This is a genomic window from Pedobacter aquatilis, assembly GCF_030409415.1.
In the GTDB taxonomy this organism is placed as follows: domain Bacteria; phylum Bacteroidota; class Bacteroidia; order Sphingobacteriales; family Sphingobacteriaceae; genus Pedobacter; species Pedobacter aquatilis.
Map to the genome: position 1 here is coordinate 151,301 of NZ_JAUFPW010000015.1, position 17,650 is coordinate 168,950.

The 17,650-nt window shown below is 36.1% G+C and carries 15 protein-coding genes; 7 read left to right on the plus strand and 8 right to left on the minus strand.

Annotated elements, in window-relative coordinates:
* Window positions 1-22: 22 nt before the first annotated feature.
* The gene (locus QWY86_RS09265; RefSeq protein ID WP_290241188.1) at window positions 23-895 is read left to right on the plus strand and encodes a sugar phosphate isomerase/epimerase family protein; all 873 of its coding nucleotides are present in this window, start codon (window positions 23-25) and stop codon (window positions 893-895) included.
* Between the two features lie 11 nt (window positions 896-906).
* A complete protein-coding gene (locus tag QWY86_RS09270; RefSeq protein ID WP_290241191.1) occupies window positions 907-1,776 on the plus strand; it encodes a sugar phosphate isomerase/epimerase family protein in 870 nt (289 codons plus the stop codon).
* 179 nt (window positions 1,777-1,955) lie between these two features.
* Here the strand turns inward: QWY86_RS09270 and QWY86_RS09275 are convergent, their stop codons facing one another.
* Together QWY86_RS09275 and QWY86_RS09280 are read right to left on the minus strand one after the other, a co-directional pair.
* The gene (locus tag QWY86_RS09275) at window positions 1,956-3,266 is read right to left on the minus strand and encodes a lamin tail domain-containing protein (protein ID WP_290241194.1); all 1,311 of its coding nucleotides are present in this window, start codon (window positions 3,264-3,266) and stop codon (window positions 1,956-1,958) included.
* Complete coding sequence (locus QWY86_RS09280; RefSeq protein ID WP_290241195.1) at window positions 3,244-4,566, minus strand: lamin tail domain-containing protein; 1,323 nt, start codon at window positions 4,564-4,566, stop codon at window positions 3,244-3,246. Before QWY86_RS09280 ends, QWY86_RS09275 begins: the two co-directional genes overlap by 23 nt.
* A 47-nt stretch (window positions 4,567-4,613) precedes the next feature.
* On the opposite strand from QWY86_RS09280, the gene QWY86_RS09285 reads away from it, so the two are divergent.
* The 4 genes from QWY86_RS09285 to QWY86_RS09300 all read left to right on the plus strand — a co-directional run bounded on the left by QWY86_RS09285 (window position 4,614) and on the right by QWY86_RS09300 (window position 9,567).
* A complete protein-coding gene (locus tag QWY86_RS09285) occupies window positions 4,614-5,603 on the plus strand; it encodes an aspartate-semialdehyde dehydrogenase (protein WP_290241197.1) in 990 nt (329 codons plus the stop codon).
* 137 nt (window positions 5,604-5,740) lie between these two features.
* On the plus strand, window positions 5,741-7,147 hold the full coding sequence (gene dacB / locus QWY86_RS09290) for a D-alanyl-D-alanine carboxypeptidase/D-alanyl-D-alanine endopeptidase (RefSeq protein ID WP_290241200.1): 1,407 nt from the start codon (window positions 5,741-5,743) through the stop codon (window positions 7,145-7,147).
* Between the two features lie 676 nt (window positions 7,148-7,823).
* Entirely contained in the window at window positions 7,824-9,119 is a 1,296-nt protein-coding gene (eno, locus tag QWY86_RS09295) for a phosphopyruvate hydratase (RefSeq protein ID WP_290241202.1), read from the plus strand.
* A 148-nt stretch (window positions 9,120-9,267) separates the two neighbouring features.
* Window positions 9,268-9,567, plus strand: a complete 300-nt coding sequence (locus tag QWY86_RS09300; RefSeq protein ID WP_290241204.1) for an FtsB family cell division protein — start codon at window positions 9,268-9,270, stop codon at window positions 9,565-9,567.
* Between the two features lie 136 nt (window positions 9,568-9,703).
* Here the strand turns inward: QWY86_RS09300 and QWY86_RS09305 are convergent, their stop codons facing one another.
* Complete coding sequence (locus QWY86_RS09305) at window positions 9,704-10,324, minus strand: trimeric intracellular cation channel family protein (RefSeq protein WP_290241206.1); 621 nt, start codon at window positions 10,322-10,324, stop codon at window positions 9,704-9,706.
* On the minus strand, window positions 10,311-12,395 hold the full coding sequence (locus tag QWY86_RS09310; RefSeq protein ID WP_290241208.1) for a hypothetical protein: 2,085 nt from the start codon (window positions 12,393-12,395) through the stop codon (window positions 10,311-10,313). The genes QWY86_RS09305 and QWY86_RS09310 overlap by 14 nt, the downstream gene beginning before the upstream one ends.
* Before the next feature lie 369 nt (window positions 12,396-12,764).
* Here QWY86_RS09310 and QWY86_RS09315 point away from each other — a divergent pair, with 369 nt between their 5' ends.
* Entirely contained in the window at window positions 12,765-13,499 is a 735-nt protein-coding gene (locus tag QWY86_RS09315) for a L,D-transpeptidase family protein (RefSeq protein WP_290241210.1), read from the plus strand.
* A gap of 99 nt (window positions 13,500-13,598) precedes the next feature.
* On the opposite strand, the gene fabG is transcribed toward QWY86_RS09315, so the two are convergent.
* The 4 genes from fabG to QWY86_RS09335 form a co-directional block, all read right to left on the minus strand.
* Window positions 13,599-14,342, minus strand: coding sequence for a 3-oxoacyl-[acyl-carrier-protein] reductase (gene fabG, locus QWY86_RS09320; protein WP_010599469.1), 744 nt, complete (start codon window positions 14,340-14,342; stop codon window positions 13,599-13,601).
* A 117-nt stretch (window positions 14,343-14,459) separates the two neighbouring features.
* A complete protein-coding gene (locus tag QWY86_RS09325; protein ID WP_290241217.1) occupies window positions 14,460-15,536 on the minus strand; it encodes an agmatine deiminase family protein in 1,077 nt (358 codons plus the stop codon).
* Window positions 15,537-15,681: 145 nt separating this feature from the next.
* Window positions 15,682-16,035, minus strand: a complete 354-nt coding sequence (locus QWY86_RS09330) for a four helix bundle protein (RefSeq protein WP_290241219.1) — start codon at window positions 16,033-16,035, stop codon at window positions 15,682-15,684.
* Window positions 16,036-16,261: 226 nt separating this feature from the next.
* A complete protein-coding gene (locus tag QWY86_RS09335; protein WP_290241221.1) occupies window positions 16,262-17,131 on the minus strand; it encodes a carbon-nitrogen hydrolase in 870 nt (289 codons plus the stop codon).
* Between the last annotated feature and the right edge of the window lie 519 nt (window positions 17,132-17,650).

Below are 17,650 nucleotides of genomic sequence, written 5' to 3' on the forward strand. Positions count from 1 at the left end.
TTTATTAGCAAAAACTCAAATTATGATATCAAGAAGAAGTTTTATCCTAAATAGCAGCTTAGCTGCAGCGGCAGCGTTATTGGTGCCATCATTTGCCTGCATGGCAGATAAAAAAAATATTGGTTTACAATTGTATACGCTTAGGGATGAGCTTCCGAAAGACGTTAAAGGAACTTTAGAAAAAGTAGCAAAAGCAGGCTTTACCGAGGTTGAAACTTATGGATTTTCAATTAAAGATCAGTTTTGGGGCTTAACCCCAGCTGATTTAAAGAAAATTTTGGACGATAACGGTCTAAAAGCAGTTAGCGGGCACTTTGGTTTAGGCTCATATTTGACTGATGGTAATACTGACGAATTAAAAGCAGCAATCGTTGCAGCTAAAGCACTTGGAATGGGTTATGTAACTATCCCATGGTTAGATACTTCAATCAGGAAAAATGCTGAAGATTATAAGAACCTTGCTCTAAAAATAAATGAAGCTGGTAAAATGTGCAAAGCAGACGGTATTAAGTTGGCATATCATAACCACGATTTTGAATTCGAGAAACAAGGCGATACAACAGGCTACGAAATACTACTTAACAATACCGAAAAGGATCTGGTAGATTTTGAATTGGATTTATACTGGGTAGTACGGTCAGGCAACGACCCTAAGAAATTGTTTACCGCAAACCCTGGTCGTTTCCCAATGTGGCACGTTAAAGATATGGACAAGGCAAATCCGGCTTTAAATGCTGAAGTTGGAACAGGTTCAATTAATTTCAAGGCAATTTTTGCTGAAGCCAAATTATCAGGCATGAAGCACTTTTTTGTTGAACATGAAACCAATTACAAACCAAATCCTATTGGTTCAATCACCGCAAGCTGTAGCTATATCAAAAAGGAATTAATTTAATTAACCCTCAAATGAATTCAAGAAGAACATTTATTAAGCAAGCAGGTTTAGCTGCCGGAGCAGCTCTACTCCTACCATCTTTTGCATTTGATAAGGCTACCAAAAATGTTGGTTTGCAATTATACTCTTTGAGAAAAGAATTGCCATCTGATGTTAAAGGTGTGATTGAAAAAGTTGCCCAGGCGGGTTATAAAGAGGTGGAAACCTATGGTTTTTCTAACGGAAAATTCTGGGGTTTAACACCTAAAGAGTTTTTAAAATTATTAAAAGATAATGGTTTAAAAGCACCGAGTGGCCACTATGGAATGGATGATTTCATGAAAACCGGAAGCACTGATAAGCTTAAAGCAGACATAGATTCAGCTGCAGCTATCGGAGGTAATTATTTTACCATCGCTGGCGCTCATGTAGATGTAAGCAAAGGTGCAGATGGATTCAAAAAAACTGCTGATGGTTTTAATAAAGTTGCAGAAATTGCAAAAGCTTCTGGTTTAAAATTTGCTTACCACAACCACGATTTCGAATTTAAAAAGTTAGGCGATACCACAGGATATGATATTTATCTAACCGATACAGATAAGGAACTGGTAAATTTTGAATTGGATTTATATTGGGCTGTTCGTTCAGGCAACAACCCATTAGATTTGTTTAAAAAATATCCAGGTCGTTTCCCAATGTGGCATGTAAAGGATATGGATAAAGCCAAGCCAGAATGGAATACTGAAATTGGTAAAGGCTCAATTGATTTTAAATCTATTTTCGCCGAAGCAAAGCTTTCAGGAATGAAACATTTTTTTGTAGAACACGAAACAAATTATAATCCTACACCAATCGATTCAATAAAAACAAGTTACGATTATATTAAAGCGAATTTGATATAGCTTCGTTCGTCATTTCGACCAAAGCGCAGCGAAGTGGAGAAATCTTTAAACTCAATAACATTTATAGATTTCTCCACTATTAAACTTCGGAATTCTATTTAGGCATTCGTTACAACTTTCAAAGATTTCTCGGCTTCGCTCGAAATGACGACTTAGTTTACATTTCAAGCACAGAAAATCTAATTTAGTTTTCCTGCCAAAACACAAGCATTTTTAAATCGTTTTGTGTTTCCTCTCAAATCGAAAACCTCAAATACAACAACGTAAATTCCGATTTTGGCTAAACTTCCATTATCATCCATACCATCCCAATTTATCAGTCCTGACGTGCCAATCGTTTGATTTTTCAATAGCTTTTTCACCAAAATACCTTTATCTGAGTAAATATTAATGGTTGCCAAACTCGAATTTTCAGCAAATTGATATTCCAAAGTTAAAGCATCTTCAAAACCATCACCATCAGGGGAAAATGTTTTATTTTTTAAGGCAACGAAGTTTTCATTACCTGACGATGTTACAGAGTTTTTATAGGTTGGCGTTGCAAAACCAACAGTTGCGGCTGCCGATTTAAAATTACCAGGTTCATTTGCATCAACAGAAAAAGAAACCCGTTCAATTGAAATGCCATCTTCATCCTGAATTAGCGGGTGATAAATTTTAGCATCATAATTCAACCTATCAATAGGTAAATTACCACTCAAAAGAATTACCGAGCCTTTATCGTTATTGTAAGCTGGCATGGAAGCCAATTGAACAAAATTGTCTGGATTTAGAACGCCATAATTGGCTTTTACATTCGATGGATTTATACTAAGCATCCAATAGGTTGATGGATTTAGCAGCAAACTTTTGCTTGTTATTAATTTGATACTTGAAATAGCTCCTTTACTATCTACGTTGGCAATTTGTAAATCTTTTAAATCTAATGCTTGATTCGTATTGTTGTAAATTTCTACAAAATCAACTCCATTGGCTTTCGGGTTAAACAAAACTTCTGAAATTAAAATATCATTTTTCTCAATCTTCTTTGCTAAGAACAACTTAGCAGTATTTGCAGCAGAGCTGATTAAATTTCCAGCACAGTCTGTTATATTTTGTGTAGTTAATGTATTTTCAATTCCTCTGGTAAAAGGTGCAGAAAATTGAATATTAACAATATTGAAGTTTGGCGATTGAACAACAACGGACTTGGGACTGCCCACGCCATTATTTATTACATAATTAGAAAAAATACTGGCCGATAAACTATCTACACTTTTAGAAAATTCTATTTGCACAGTTACACTATCGATTATATTTGCCGCTAATAATTTTGGAATTTCAATGCTTATTTGTGTTTTATAAACAGAATTTTGTTTTCCTGGTGTGCCACCGGAAACATCATTAGAAGCTACCCAATTTTGAATGCCTTTACAAACGCTTTTAGGGTCAACCAACTCTAAACTAAAACCACCGTTTCTCTTGGTATCATCCTTTATACCAAGTATCACTATAAGCAACTTTATCAATTATTTTGCCTGAATTATCCGTCAAAGTCAATATATCTTTATCGTTATTTGAACTCGGCCAAGGCGATAATCCAATGGTTTTACCGAAGGACTTAAACAATTGTTCATCCGCTTTTGCGGTAAGAATTAAATATTGATTTGGCTTAATGGTATCCGTTAAAAAAGTATAGGTTGAAGTTTGGTCGGCATATTTCCAGCCTTGCGTTAAAATGTATTCATCGGTTGTATTCCAAATCTCTATAAATTCCTTTTGTGGTAAAGATGGACTTCCTGTTGGATTTGCAAAAATCTCGTTAATTACAACATCACCATATTTTGGAATGTATGGTTTAATGTAAATAAATTCATAGCGACTATTAGATAAAATCGCATTGCCCTTTTTATCTTTAACATTATTTACAAGCAAGTTGTAATTTCCTGACATAAATTCGTTTGCGAATGTTAAACGATAAACATTTGCTGAGTTTGTGGCTTCAATCGTAAGCGGTGTATTAAAACCGTTTGATAAATTGTAATTACTTAAAGCAAGGGCAGAATTTATATCCAATGCTTCAGAAAAAGTAACATCTAAAGCCGTTGAATTCACTACAGCAATCCCAGTCAAACTTGGTGGAGTTACATCAGGAACTATATCGTCAATCTTAAAATCATCAAAAACATATTGATTATACCTTGAAGCCGTTGCATATTTACAATAAACGCCAGCAAATTCTGAAGTCTTAAAAGTATTGTCAATTACCGTTCCTTCCAGATTAAAGTTGTTTCCACCAGTAATATCTGTAAACAAATTCCATTTGCCCAACGCATCTCTGGTTACCTTAACTTTAGCCATAAAAAGATTAGCGTTTGCCCTAATTTTCTGCGGTCCGTTTATAATTTTTGTTGTTGAAGTACCCGTTTGACGATACAAATGAAAACCATCATTAACGCCTGTTTCACCGATTTGGATAAAATATCCATTTAAACTTCCTTCGAGGTTTTCCTTATCAGAAGTTAAATAAATACGCACAAAATTAGTTGATGTGGGATTGAAATTTAGCTGAACAAAGAACTCCCAACTTGTTTCTAAACTTAATTTATATGCTGTAGACAAAAAAATGGTTTGAGATGCTACTTGCTGCCCGATAGATTGCAACTGCTTTTGTGCATTAACCTGAAAATAAGCTAAATCGCCCCTCCAAGGTGGATTTTTGGAGAAATCACCATCATCAAATGAATCGAAAACTTGGGAAAATGCAATTTTACTGAATAACAATAGGGATATAAGCAGAATTTTCTTCATATTTGGCTTATATCAATGTTTAATAAATATAATAATTAAAATTTAAAATGAAAGTAGCAGTAGTAGGTGCAACCGGTTTGGTTGGTACCGTTATGTTAAAAGTATTGGAGGAAAGAAATTTCCCTTTAACAGAGTTAATTCCCGTAGCATCTGAGAAGAGTGTTGGTAAGGAAATTACTTTTAAGGGTAAGAAGTTTCCAATCGTTAGCATGGATACTGCAATTGGCATGAAACCAGATATTGCGCTGTTTTCTGCTGGTGGAAATACTTCATTAGAGCATGCGCCACGCTTTAAAGAAGCTGGAACAACCGTTATCGATAATTCATCGGCCTGGAGAATGGACCCAGCGATTAAATTAATCGTTCCGGAAGTTAATGCGCATGAGCTTTCTATCGACAATAAAATTATTGCCAACCCGAACTGTTCTACCATTCAAATGGTGGTGGTGTTAAAACCTTTACACGATAAATACAAAATCAAACGTGTGGTGGTTTCTACTTACCAATCGGTTACCGGAACTGGCGTTAAGGCGGTTGAGCAATTGATGAATGAGCGTAAAGGTGTTGATGGACCGAAAGCTTATGCTTATGAAATCGACTTAAACGTGCTTCCTCATATCGATGTTTTCATGGAAAACGGATATACCAAAGAAGAAATGAAAATGGTTAAGGAAACGAACAAAATTATGAGCGATGACAGCATTAAAGTTACCGCAACAACGGTTCGTATTCCGGTTATGGGTGGTCACTCTGAATCAGTAAACATCGAGTTTGAAAATGATTTTGATTTGGCTGAGGTGCGTAGCATTTTAGAAAAGTCGCCTGGCATTATCGTAGTGGATGATGTAGCGAATTTAAAGTACCCAATGCCTAAAGATGCGCATGAAAAAGATGAGGTTTTTGTAGGTCGTATTCGTAGGGATGAATCGGCACCGAAAGCTTTAAACCTTTGGATTGTTGCGGATAACTTACGTAAAGGTGCCGCAACAAATGCAGTTCAAATTGCCGAATATCTTTTACAAAAAGAATTGGTTTAAATAATTATACCCGTCACTCTGAACTTGTTTGAGAGTTTCTTGAGAAAGATGCTGAAATAAATTCAGCGTGGCGAAATTTTATAAAAGTGATGTGTTTGTTACACATCACTTTTTTTATTTTCCTTTAATTTTACAACATGAATTTTTTAAAGTCAGTCATTTTTTTTGTACTCCTTTCGATAAGCTGCATTGCCCAAAACCGCATTCAAAACCTCGAAAAAGCCTTTAATAATTTACTGGCGGATGAACAGACCAAACACGCCATTACATCGCTTTGCGTTTTAGATGCCAATACCGGTAAAGTGCTTTTTGCAAAAAATGAGCAAATTGGTCTGGCGACGGCTTCAACTTTAAAAACGATTACAGCAGCAACTGCTTTTAGTATTTTAGGTAAGGATTTTCAGTTTCAAACTACTTTAGCTTATACTGGGAATATTACACCAGATGGCACCTTAAAAGGAAATTTAATTATTGTTGGCAGCGGCGACCCAACGTTAGGTTCTTGGAGATACCAAAACAAAGAAAATGCAGTTTTAACGCAATGGGTTACTGCAATTAAATCCGCTGGCATTAAAAAAATTGAGGGTTCGATAATTGGCGATGATAGAATTTTCGGTACGCAAACCACACCCGAGGGTTGGGTTTGGCAAGATATTGGCAATTATTACGGTGCAGGAACATCAGGTTTAGCCTGGAGAGAAAACCAATTTGACATTCATTTAAAATCTGGTTCAAGTACAAATGATGCCGTTCGGATTGTAAAATCTGTTCCAGAAACGCCTTACATTCAAATTGTAAATGAATTAAAAACCGGAGCTTCTGGCAGTGGTGATAGAACTTATGCTTTCCTGCCACCTTACAGCAATGTTGCATACCTACGCGGAAGCTGGGGTTTAGGAATTGGTAAATCGGGCATTTCGGTCGCCCTACCCGACCCTGCTTTTGATTGTGCTTACCGACTACAAGATACCTTAAAAAGATTAGGCTTTTCAATTACCGAGCAAGCTACAACTGCGAGGTTAATGGAATTAAACAAACAGTCTATTCCTTCAATTACGCAAAAAATAAACACAATTAGTTCGCCAACTTTGAGTGAAATTGGTTATTGGTTTTTAAAGAAAAGCATAAACCTTTATGGCGAAACTTTGCTTAAAACAATTGCTTTAAAATCTGGTAAAGCTGCAACAACATCTAAAGGTACTGAAACGGAAATTAATTTTTGGGCGAATAAAGGGATTAATAAATCGGCATTGAATATCATTGATGGCAGCGGACTTTCACCAGGCGACAGAGTTACCACTTCGGCAATGGCGGGTATTTTATTTCAAATTCAAAAAGAAAATTGGTTTGCAGATTTTTATAAAGGATTACCAGAATATAACGGTATGAAAATTAAAAGTGGAACGATTAATGATGTTTCGGCTTTTGCAGGTTATCACACGGATACTGCAGGAAACAAATATGTTGTTGTCATTAATATTAATAATTATAGTGGAAGCGGAATTAATAAAAAATTGTTTAGGGTTTTGGATGCATTGAAATAGGGATAGGATTGTTAATATTCCTCTTAGACCGTTGACTGAAGTCAACGGTAAGGAATTGCAAATCGCATTTATAATTTATTGCTTTCAATTTCCATAGCAAGGGATAGAGAATTGTTATAATCATTGCCGTCAGTTTTAACTGACGGAATTTGGCAGGCCCTCTCCCATTATAATAGTTAAATATTTTGATGCAGCAACCTTGAATAAGTTATCATGTTGAGGTACAGCCTATCCCTGATTTTGGGAAAACATCTTCAACCGATGAAACAGATGCTTCGTACCTCAGCAGAACAGAAGGATAAACAGACATGCAATTTCAATGCTGGAATTAAGTTCCCCAAACCCCGATTGAAGTGAAAATACTTTTTTACTGTACTCACGACAAAGATGATCGCAATGTACATCCCTGCAATGACTCAACCATTTGAGCACAGCAGAAGTTTAAAAAAGATTGCAACGAAAAGCGGGACTGAACCTAACCGAAAAACCACTGCAATTACTTTCCAAAAACTCAATATTAATTTAAAATTAACTCGAAATTAACCTCAAATTACTATCGTAACATTAACGCCTGAAACGCTTTATTTATTTAAAAAATATACTAACTTTGAAGTTAAGCTTAGTAATTGTACTTTGTACACTAAGCAGGTTAAAAAATCAACAAAAATCAAATAAAATGAGCATAATTGTTAATGTCCATGCGAGACAAATCCTCGATTCGAGAGGAAATCCAACTATAGAAGTAGAAGTTGTTACAGAGGCTGGCGCTTTTGGCCGTGCAGCTGTACCAAGTGGTGCATCTACAGGTCAATACGAAGCGGTTGAGCTACGTGACGGCGATAAAGCGACTTACTTAGGTAAAGGCGTTTTAAAAGCGGTTGAAAATGTTAATACTAAAATTGCTACGGCTTTAAGAGGTGTTGATGTTTTTGAGCAAAATGCGATTGATAAATTAATGTTGGAGCTTGATGGTACAGAAAACAAAGGCAACTTAGGTGCTAATGCAATTTTAGGCGTTTCTTTGGCGGTTGCTAAAGCTGCTGCTGATGAAATCGGACAGCCTTTATATCGTTACATTGGTGGTGTTAACGCGAATACTTTACCAATCCCGATGATGAACATCATTAACGGTGGTTCTCATTCTGATGCGCCTATCGCATTCCAGGAGTTTATGATTATGCCAGTTGGTGCGCCATCGTTCTCTGAAGCTTTACGTTGGGGAACTGAAGTTTTCCATAGCTTAAAGAAAATTCTTCACGATAGAGGTTTATCTACTGCTGTAGGTGATGAAGGTGGTTTTGCGCCTACTTTTGATGGTACTGAAGATGCAATTGAAACGGTTTTAAAAGCAATTGAAACTGCTGGTTATAAACCTGGTTCTCAAATTTGCCTGGCTTTAGACTGTGCTTCATCTGAGTTTTACAAAGATGGTAAATACGATTATACTAAATTTGAAGGTGCTACTGGTGTAATTCGCTCTAGCGAAGAGCAAGCACAATATTTAGCTGACCTTTCTGCAAAATATCCAATCATTTCTATTGAAGATGGTATGGATGAAAACGACTGGACTGGCTGGAAAAGTTTAACGGATAAAGTTGGCGACCGTGTTCAATTGGTTGGTGATGATTTATTTGTAACCAACGTAACGCGTTTACAACGTGGTATCGATGAAGAAACTGCAAACTCTATCTTGGTAAAAGTGAATCAAATTGGTTCTTTAACGGAAACAATCAATGCAGTTACTTTAGCTCAAAACAGTGGTTATACTTCAGTAATGAGTCACCGTTCTGGAGAAACTGAAGATGTTACGATTGCGGATTTAGCTGTTGCATTAAACTGCGGACAGATTAAGACTGGTTCGGCCTCTCGTTCTGACAGGATTGCAAAATACAATCAATTATTACGTATTGAGGAAGAATTAGGCGAGAATGCTCGTTTCATTGGTTCAAAATTTAAATACGCTAAGAAATAATTGTTCGTTGGGTAAAACCAACGGCAATGATATGTTAACAAGTTGAAAAACTTATTTGTAGAACATCCGGAGATTTCAAATCTTCGGATGTTTTTTTATACATTTACGTCATTGCAAGGTGCGAAGCAATGACAATTTTTTAAAACCTATGAAGCGTTTAATTGAACTTTTCCGTAACAAGTATTTCCTGGCAACCGCTGCATTTGCTGTTTGGATGTTGTTTTTTGATAAAAATGATATGATGTCGCAGTACGAATACCGCAGTCAGGCGAATAAATTACAGGAAGAAAAAGAATATTTCGAAAAAGAAACCACTCAAATTAAAAAGGATTTAAACGAATTGAACACCAACCTTAACACTGCCGAAAAGTTTGCCCGCGAAAAATATTTCATGAAAAAAGATAACGAAGATGTTTTTGTTATTATTCATGAGGAGAAAAAGGACTAGGATTAAGATTATCTGGATTAAAGGATTTTCAGGATTTTAGTTAGGGAATAGATTATTTAAAGATTTTCGTCATTGCGAGGCTGGAATTGAGCGAGCCAAAGCAATCTTTATTCCATATCCATTTTATTAGAACTAATTAATACTCAAATTTCGGTAAGGATAATTTAAATTTTACAGCAACAATTCTGAACACAAAAATAAAGGCTACCACAGCCAATTTTGCTACCACGCTTTCTAAATTGATATTGATTAACAAATAGTAAAGCAAACCACCCAAAATACAGGCTGAAGCATAAATTTCTCTACGGAAAACAAGAGGAATGGTGTTAAGTAAAGTATCTCTAATGATTCCGCCAAAACAGCCAGTAATTGTGCCTAATGTAATGCAAATGCCTGGATTTAACCCAAACGCCATTCCTTTTAATAAACCAACCATTGTAAAAGCACCAAGTCCTAAGCTATCAAAGAGGAAAAGCGTGATTTTCATTTTCTGCACATGAGTTTTGAAGAACATGGTTATCAACGCAGTGAATAAAATAATCAGGCAGGTTTGCATATCTCGCATCCAGGCTACAGGCGTATCACCGATAAGCAAGTCTCGAACGGTTCCGCCACCAATGGCCGTTACGAAAGCAATAATTAAAACGCCAAAGGGGTCTAGCTTGCGTTGCATGGCCGTAAAAGTACCCGATATGGCAAATGCAATGGTTCCTAAAACCTCAATAACTTCAGAAGTAGAAATATTATAATTCTCCATTGCGTTTACGTAAAAACCATTCGGTACCCAATAAAATCAAAATTAACCCGAACAACCATTTCATATTAATCAGTTCATCATACTTACGGTCTTCGTAACTGATGGTTTTGATGTTCTCGTTCTTAAGGATTTCATCGGCAATTTTCAGTAAATCTTTTGGCATAAACAACTTTCCATCGCTTTGCTTAGAAATAGTATTGAGTAACTGATGGTTAGCTGTAGTTTGCTGATATTCGGCAATTAAAGCATTTACGTAAAAACTGCCTGTTACTGTAAATTTCTTTCCACCTAAAGTTGTATTGGCGAGGTAAGTATAATTTCCTGCTGTCATTGCTCCAGCATCGAGTTGGTAAGCATTTTCAGTTTTCGAAAAGGTATAATTGAAAACTTTACCAGCCTCATTTTTGACTTGTAAATTTACTTCTGGCTCGTTTACGGCTTGATAGCTTTCGTTGTAAAGTGTTCCATTAAATTGAATGGATTCATTTTCGTCGTAAGCAGATTTTGAGGTAAAAACCTTAAATCTACGTTTATCATCTTTTACAGAAAGGTATTGAATGGTTTTAGAAATCAAACCGTTTAAAGAAGATTCAGAAACTTCATTTTCAGCTTCTGCCAATTTCCACCGCCATAAGCCCTCTCCCATTAAATAACCTGTCTTCAAGCCATTTTCATTTGTAAAGAAAAGCAATGGTTGTTGTGTACTAATTTTACCAATGCGCTGGTTTAAAACTGGTATTGCACTTGTGTTAACCGTTAATCTTCCAAATGGAGCCAGCAAAGGGTCGAAAGTGGCAAACGTTTTTTTATCTTCCTCAGTGAGGTTGAAACTAATGAAGCCATTAGCAAAATCTGGATAAACTTCCTGAATAGAACCATTTGCAGAAGCCAGATTAACCTGATTTTGTAGCTGGTTAAAAGCATTAACACCACTTTGGGCACCTAAAACATACCAAATTGGCTTTTTCAAGCTCAACACTTTTTGAATAAAACTCAAAGAAGCATTTTGAGCATCAGGCAATTGATAAAGTACAATTAAATCAAACTTTGAAGGGTCTGTTGTACTTAAATCATCTGCTAATACGAGTTTGGCTTCATAATGTTTGTTAAGTGAAATCGCCTCTCTTAAAACACCCAAATCAGGATGCGGAGCTGCCGCAGCGAGCAATACTTTTTGTCGCCCATCAATTACCTCAACATAAAAAGTTTGTGTATTATTTTTTGTGGTGATTTCATTTGGTAAAACATTTAGCTGAACAGTATATTTCTGAACGCCAATTTTACTAGCATGTAATTTAATTGGAATGGTTTTTACGTATGAATTTCCAGTAATTGAAATATTTTGTTGACTAACCTTTGCTCCGTTCTGATTAACTGATAACATGGTATTTTCTCCACCACTCTGAAAGGCCTGAATTTGAACTTCAACCGTAAAATCATCATCCAAATAAACAATGTTATTATAATTTACATTAGCGATTAAAATATCTCTTTTCGGGATGCTATCGCCAAGTGCAATGGTGTAAACAGGTGCGTTGATTTGGTTGATACTATATAAAGGATTACCGCCATGATTGAAAATCCCATCCGTTGCCAATATCATTGCGCCTACATTTCTGTTGGTATATTCGTCTTTTATTTTCTGAAAAAAAGCAGATGCATCTGTTAATTTTCCCTGGCTTTTAAAGTCTAAGCCATCATTTACTTTATCAGAAAAATTATAGGTCTTCACTTCATACTTATCAGATAATTTATTTTGAAGTGCTTTGAGGTTTTGCTCGTACAATTTCTGGTCAAAATCTGCAGATTTAACCTGCCCTACCGATAATGAATTGTCTTGCCCGATGATGATTACAGGTTTATCTAAAGTATAATTTAGGGTTTTGATTAATGGAGCGAATAGAAGCCAGGCAATTGATGATACGGTAATTATTCTTAAAGCAGCTAAACCGTATTGCAGTTTTTTATCGAGGTTTTTATTGCTCCTGTAAAGCAACCAGGCGTATAATAAACCTAGTACTAAACAGCCAATAAGATATAAAAAAGAAGTAGCGAAAAAAAAACTGGCCATATTTTATAAAGATGGCGATTTTGTAGTTAACCGCAAAGAATGCAAAGATTTTACGTTGAGAAAAAGCTATAAAGTTTCGTTGCCACGGAAACACGGAATGCACGGAAAAATTCTAATCAAATCTTTATAATTGAATTTAATCAAATAATAAATAATTCCGTGTAAATCTGTGTTTCAGTGGCAAAAATCATTTTAAATATAGAAATGCTAAGTAAAGCTTCATTGCCACGGAAACACGGAATGCACGGAAAAATTCTATTCAAATCTTTATAATTGAATTTGAATCAGACAATAAATAATTCCGTGTAAATCCGTGCTTCCGTGGCAAACATTACCTTTAAAATCTTAGCTTTAGCTAAATCAAAATCTATGAAATTAACCTTTTTAACCTTTTTAATTTCTCTAAGCATAATGACAACTGCACAAAGCAATTTCAAGGCAACCCAAATTAAATTCGAAAGAGTAGAAAATGCTTACGGTGAAAAATGGGAAACCTTACAAAAATTTTTAAAAGCTGATGGCTTTGGCAATGACTTTTCGATGCTCATAAGTGCTTACAAAAGTGAGGGAAAACTTGAAGTTTGGCTAAGAAACAATTCCGATAAAAAGTATAAGTTATTTAGAACCTATGATTTTTGTGCATACTCGGGCACGTTAGGTCCAAAGGTTATAGAAGGTGATAAGCAAACACCTGAGGGCTTTTATTACATTAATGTTTTTAATCCGATGAGTACATACCATTTATCGCTAGGTGTGAATTACCCCAACTCGGTTGATCTAGCTCGTACTGGAAAAGAAAAAAAAACTGGTGGAGATATTTACATTCATGGCAACTGCGTAACCGTAGGTTGTATTCCACTAACTGATGAAAAAATTAAAGAGGTTTATGTGTTAGCTGTAGAAGCAAAAAACTCAGGTCAGGAAAAAATTCCGGTTAATATTTATCCATTTAAAATAACCGATGGAAATTTGAAGAAGTATGGAAAAGAATTTCCTGCTCAAGCTACTTTTTGGAAATTGTTGCAACCTGCTTACATTGCTTTTGAAAAAAATAAAAACTTAGCAGATATTAAGGAAGTGAATGGGAAGTACGTTATAAGGTAAAAGGCGTAAGGTTTAGGGTAAAAACCCACCTTACGCCTTACATTTTATGGTGATGAAAGTAAACCATCCACCTTAAACCTCTAATCCCTATACCCTATCTTACAGCATTCCACCGCAAACTGATAAAGTTTGTCCGGTTACATAAGCGCTCATATCTGACGCTAAAAACACGCAAACATTAGCAATGTCTTCTGTTTCGCCAGCACGTTTAAGTGGAATATCTTTTTCCCAACCCGCAACAACTGCAGGGTCTAAAACTTCCGTCATTTCTGTACGGATAAAACCCGGAGCAACTACATTAGCACGGATATTTCGAGAACCTAATTCTTTAGCAACAGATTTTGTAAAACCAATAATACCTGCTTTTGATGCCGCATAATTCGCTTGTCCTGCGTTACCCTGAACACCCACAACCGAACTCATATTAATGAATACACCTTTACGTGCTTTCATCATCACTTTAGATGCTGCTTTAGTAACGTTGAAAATAGATTTTAAGTTGATATTAATGACATCATCCCAATTTTCTTCGCTCATGCGCATCAACAAACCATCTTTTGTAATACCAGCGTTGTTTACAACGATATCAATTGTGCCAAATTCGGCAACAATATCATTAATTAATTGCTCTGCCTGGTCAAATTTTGAGGCATCAGAACGGTAACCTTTCACTTTAGTACCAAAGCTTTGTAATTCTTGCTCTAAAGCTTCACCTTTTTCTACCGATGATAAATATGTAAATGCTACGTTAGCACCTTGCTCAGCAAATTTTTCAGCTATTTTACGACCAATCCCTTTTGATGCGCCAGTAATTAATGCTGTTTTTCCTTCTAGTAATTTCATTATGAAATGTTGTAAAGTTGAAATGTTTTAAAGTTGTAAAGTTAATAACTCTGATGAAATATTATTAAATTGTTTAATTGCTAAATTGTTAGCGCTAGAAACCCAGAACAGATAATTCTAAACCGCTGGTTCCTGCTGACTCAAACAATGAAAACTGCCCAAACCCCAAATAATATCAACCGAATTAATGCCAACAACTTTTCTATCTGGGAAACAACCTTCAATGATATCTAAAGCTTTTTGGTCGTTTACATCATTAAAAATAGGCACAATAACAGCCGAATTTGCAATGTAAAAATTAGCGTATGATGCTGGTAAACGCGTGTCTTCATGAATCACAGGCGATGGCATCGGTAACTCCACAATATTCAATGGGCGACCATCTTTCAATTTCATCGCCTTTAAAGCCTCTAAATTCTCTTGCAACAAAATATAGTTTTCATCCAAAGGATTACTTTCTACAACCGTTAAAACAGTGTCTTCATTAACAAAACGCGTAATATCATCAATGTGTCCATCGGTATCATCGCCCACAATACCATCACCTAACCATAAAACCTGCTTTTGCCCGTAATATTCAAGCAAATATTGCTCAATTTGCTCTTTGTTCAAATGTGGATTACGGTTTTCGTTTAGCAAACAAGCTGTTGTGGTTAAAACCGTACCAGCACCATTAAATTCAACCGAACCGCCTTCCATTACGATATCAGGTGTAAACAAAGGCAAATCAAAATGTTTAGCGATTTTGGTCGGTACTACATCATCCAAATCGAAAGGAGGATATTTTCCGCCCCATGCATTATAACCCCAGTCAATAACAGCTTTTTCATTTCCCTTCAAAACAAAAGCCGGACCGTGGTCTCTGCACCAAGCATCGTTGGTTTCATTGAAATAAAATTCTATCTGCGTTAAATCAGCATCAACTTTTTCCAATTCTGCTATTGCAAAAGCTTTCATTTCTTCATCTTTTACATTGATGCGAACTTTTTCACCCTCTGCTACAATTTTGATAAACTCGCAATACGGTTTGTAAATGGTTTCAATCTTTCCAGGCCAACTCGCCTCTTTATGTGGCCAACTTAACCAGGTTGCCTCATGTTTGGCCCATTCAGCAGGGAAAGCATAAGCTTGTTGTTTTGGAGAATAATCGAATTGATTTAGATTTAATTCTTTTCTTGGAGGAAAATTTGACATATCTTTTTAGTCCGAAAGTCGGGTGTCCGAAGTCCGATGTTTTAGTTTTATAATTAGTCCGAAAGTCGGGTGTCCGAAATCCGATGTTTTAGTTATATTAATTAGTCCGAAAGTCGGGTGTCCGAAGTCGGAAGATAATACAGTGTTAGTCCAAAGATTTTATTAACGCAGAAATCATTACCAAAATCTCTTCACAAGATTGGTAATGCGTTTTAAAAATATCCTCGGTAATATAGCCCCGTCTGATAGCCAAATGCAAGCAATTTACAACTTCAATGTCCGACCTTAGTGAATAGCGGAGAAACTTTTTAAACTCCAGATTACTTTGCCCTGTGCTTCCCTCAGCAATATTCATCGAAACAGAATCTGCTGCTCGCTTTACTTGAGATGTCAAAATATAAACCTCCTCCTTTGGAAAAGTTTTAGTCATTTTATCTATCTCGTCAGCTAAGTCTAAAGCTTTTTGCCAAACTTTTAGTTTCTCGAATTTGAAAGCCATAATTTTTAGTCAGAGGTCCGAAGTCAGAAGATATAGTTTATAATTTATATTCCGAAGTTAGTAGTCAGAGGTCCGAAGATATAGTTTGAAAGCCATAGTTTGTGGTCTGATATCAGAAGGTATAATTGAATAAAACCTCAAATTACACAATACTAATGTTCAAACCAAATTAACTAATTGCTATTTGCATCCAAACTTCAGTCTTCGGTCATCGGACTTTCCAACTTTAATCAATAAACCTTTTCGTAATTGGCTGGTAAGAATCAATTCTTCTATCCCTTAAAAACGGCCAGTGCTTACGCATAAAATCGCTTTGGTCTAAATCCAACTCAACCACTTCGGTTTCTTCCTTATCATGCGAAGCCAGATAAAGCAACTTACCTTGGGCATTCGTTGCGAAACTACCACCCCAGAATTTCATGGCGCCATCTTGCTCAAAACCAACACGGTTTACACTCACAACTGGTACGCCATTGGCAACCGAGTGCGAACGTTGAATCGTTTGCCAAGCATTATATTGGTCTTTGTTAGTTTCTTCATCTTGTGTTGTATCCCAGCCAATTGCTGTTGGGTAAAACATAATTTCAGCACCCATCAAAGCCGTAATCCTCGAAGCTTCTGGATACCATTGGTCCCAACAAATTAGGATACCGATTTTAGCAAACTTCGTATCGAAAACCTTATATCCTAAATCGCCTGGAGTGAAGTAAAATTTCTCGTAGAAAGCTGGGTCGTCTGGAATGTGCATTTTGCGATATTTACCCAAATAAGAGCCATCAGCATCTAAAACCGCTGTGGTATTATGATAAATCCCTGCTGTACGTTTCTCGAATAAAGATGCAATAATCACAACGCCTAACTCTTTCGCAACAACTTGCAAAGCATCAGTAGATGGACCTGGAATAGCTTCAGCCAAATCGAAATTTGCATAATCTTCTACATCGCAAAAATATAACGAAGTAAAAAGCTCTTGCAAACACACAATTTGTGCACCTTTTGCGGCCGCTTCACGCACTTTCGCGATCGCCTTATCTAAATTTTCTTGCTTATCATTAGTACAAGTCATTTGTACCAAGCCAACATTTACTTTCTTCATGTTTATTGAAATGATAGAATGATGGAATGATTAAATGATAGAATGTTCCAGAATACATTCCCTCATTCAAAATTCGGTCATTCTAAATTAGGCTGCAAAGTTACTATTTTGTTAAAAGTAGAACGGCATAATTTTGTAATTGTTTTTTTAGAAAAGCAATTCAGTATTTCTATTAATTGTTATTCGGGCTTTACGTTAAATCTTTTTTGTTACTGTCATAATGAGTTTATCGAAGTACAACAAAAAAGGATATCACTTCAATCCCGTTTATTAGGCAAAGGCCTTGCTACTATTTGAAGTTGCAAAGTTTACTAAATTGGCTAATGCACGCGAGCGCCAGTGAAGAACTGGACACTAATGGTATAGAATTGAGGCAGTGGCTGGCAATGGTTTAGAATCATCCAACTTTAAACTAACCACCCCCAACCCCCAATGTCATTAACTTAAGGCTCATATCGCTCTTTTGTAGTTGGTCCATGTTTGATATTTTCCTTTGGTTCTTTTACTTTTTACGATTCG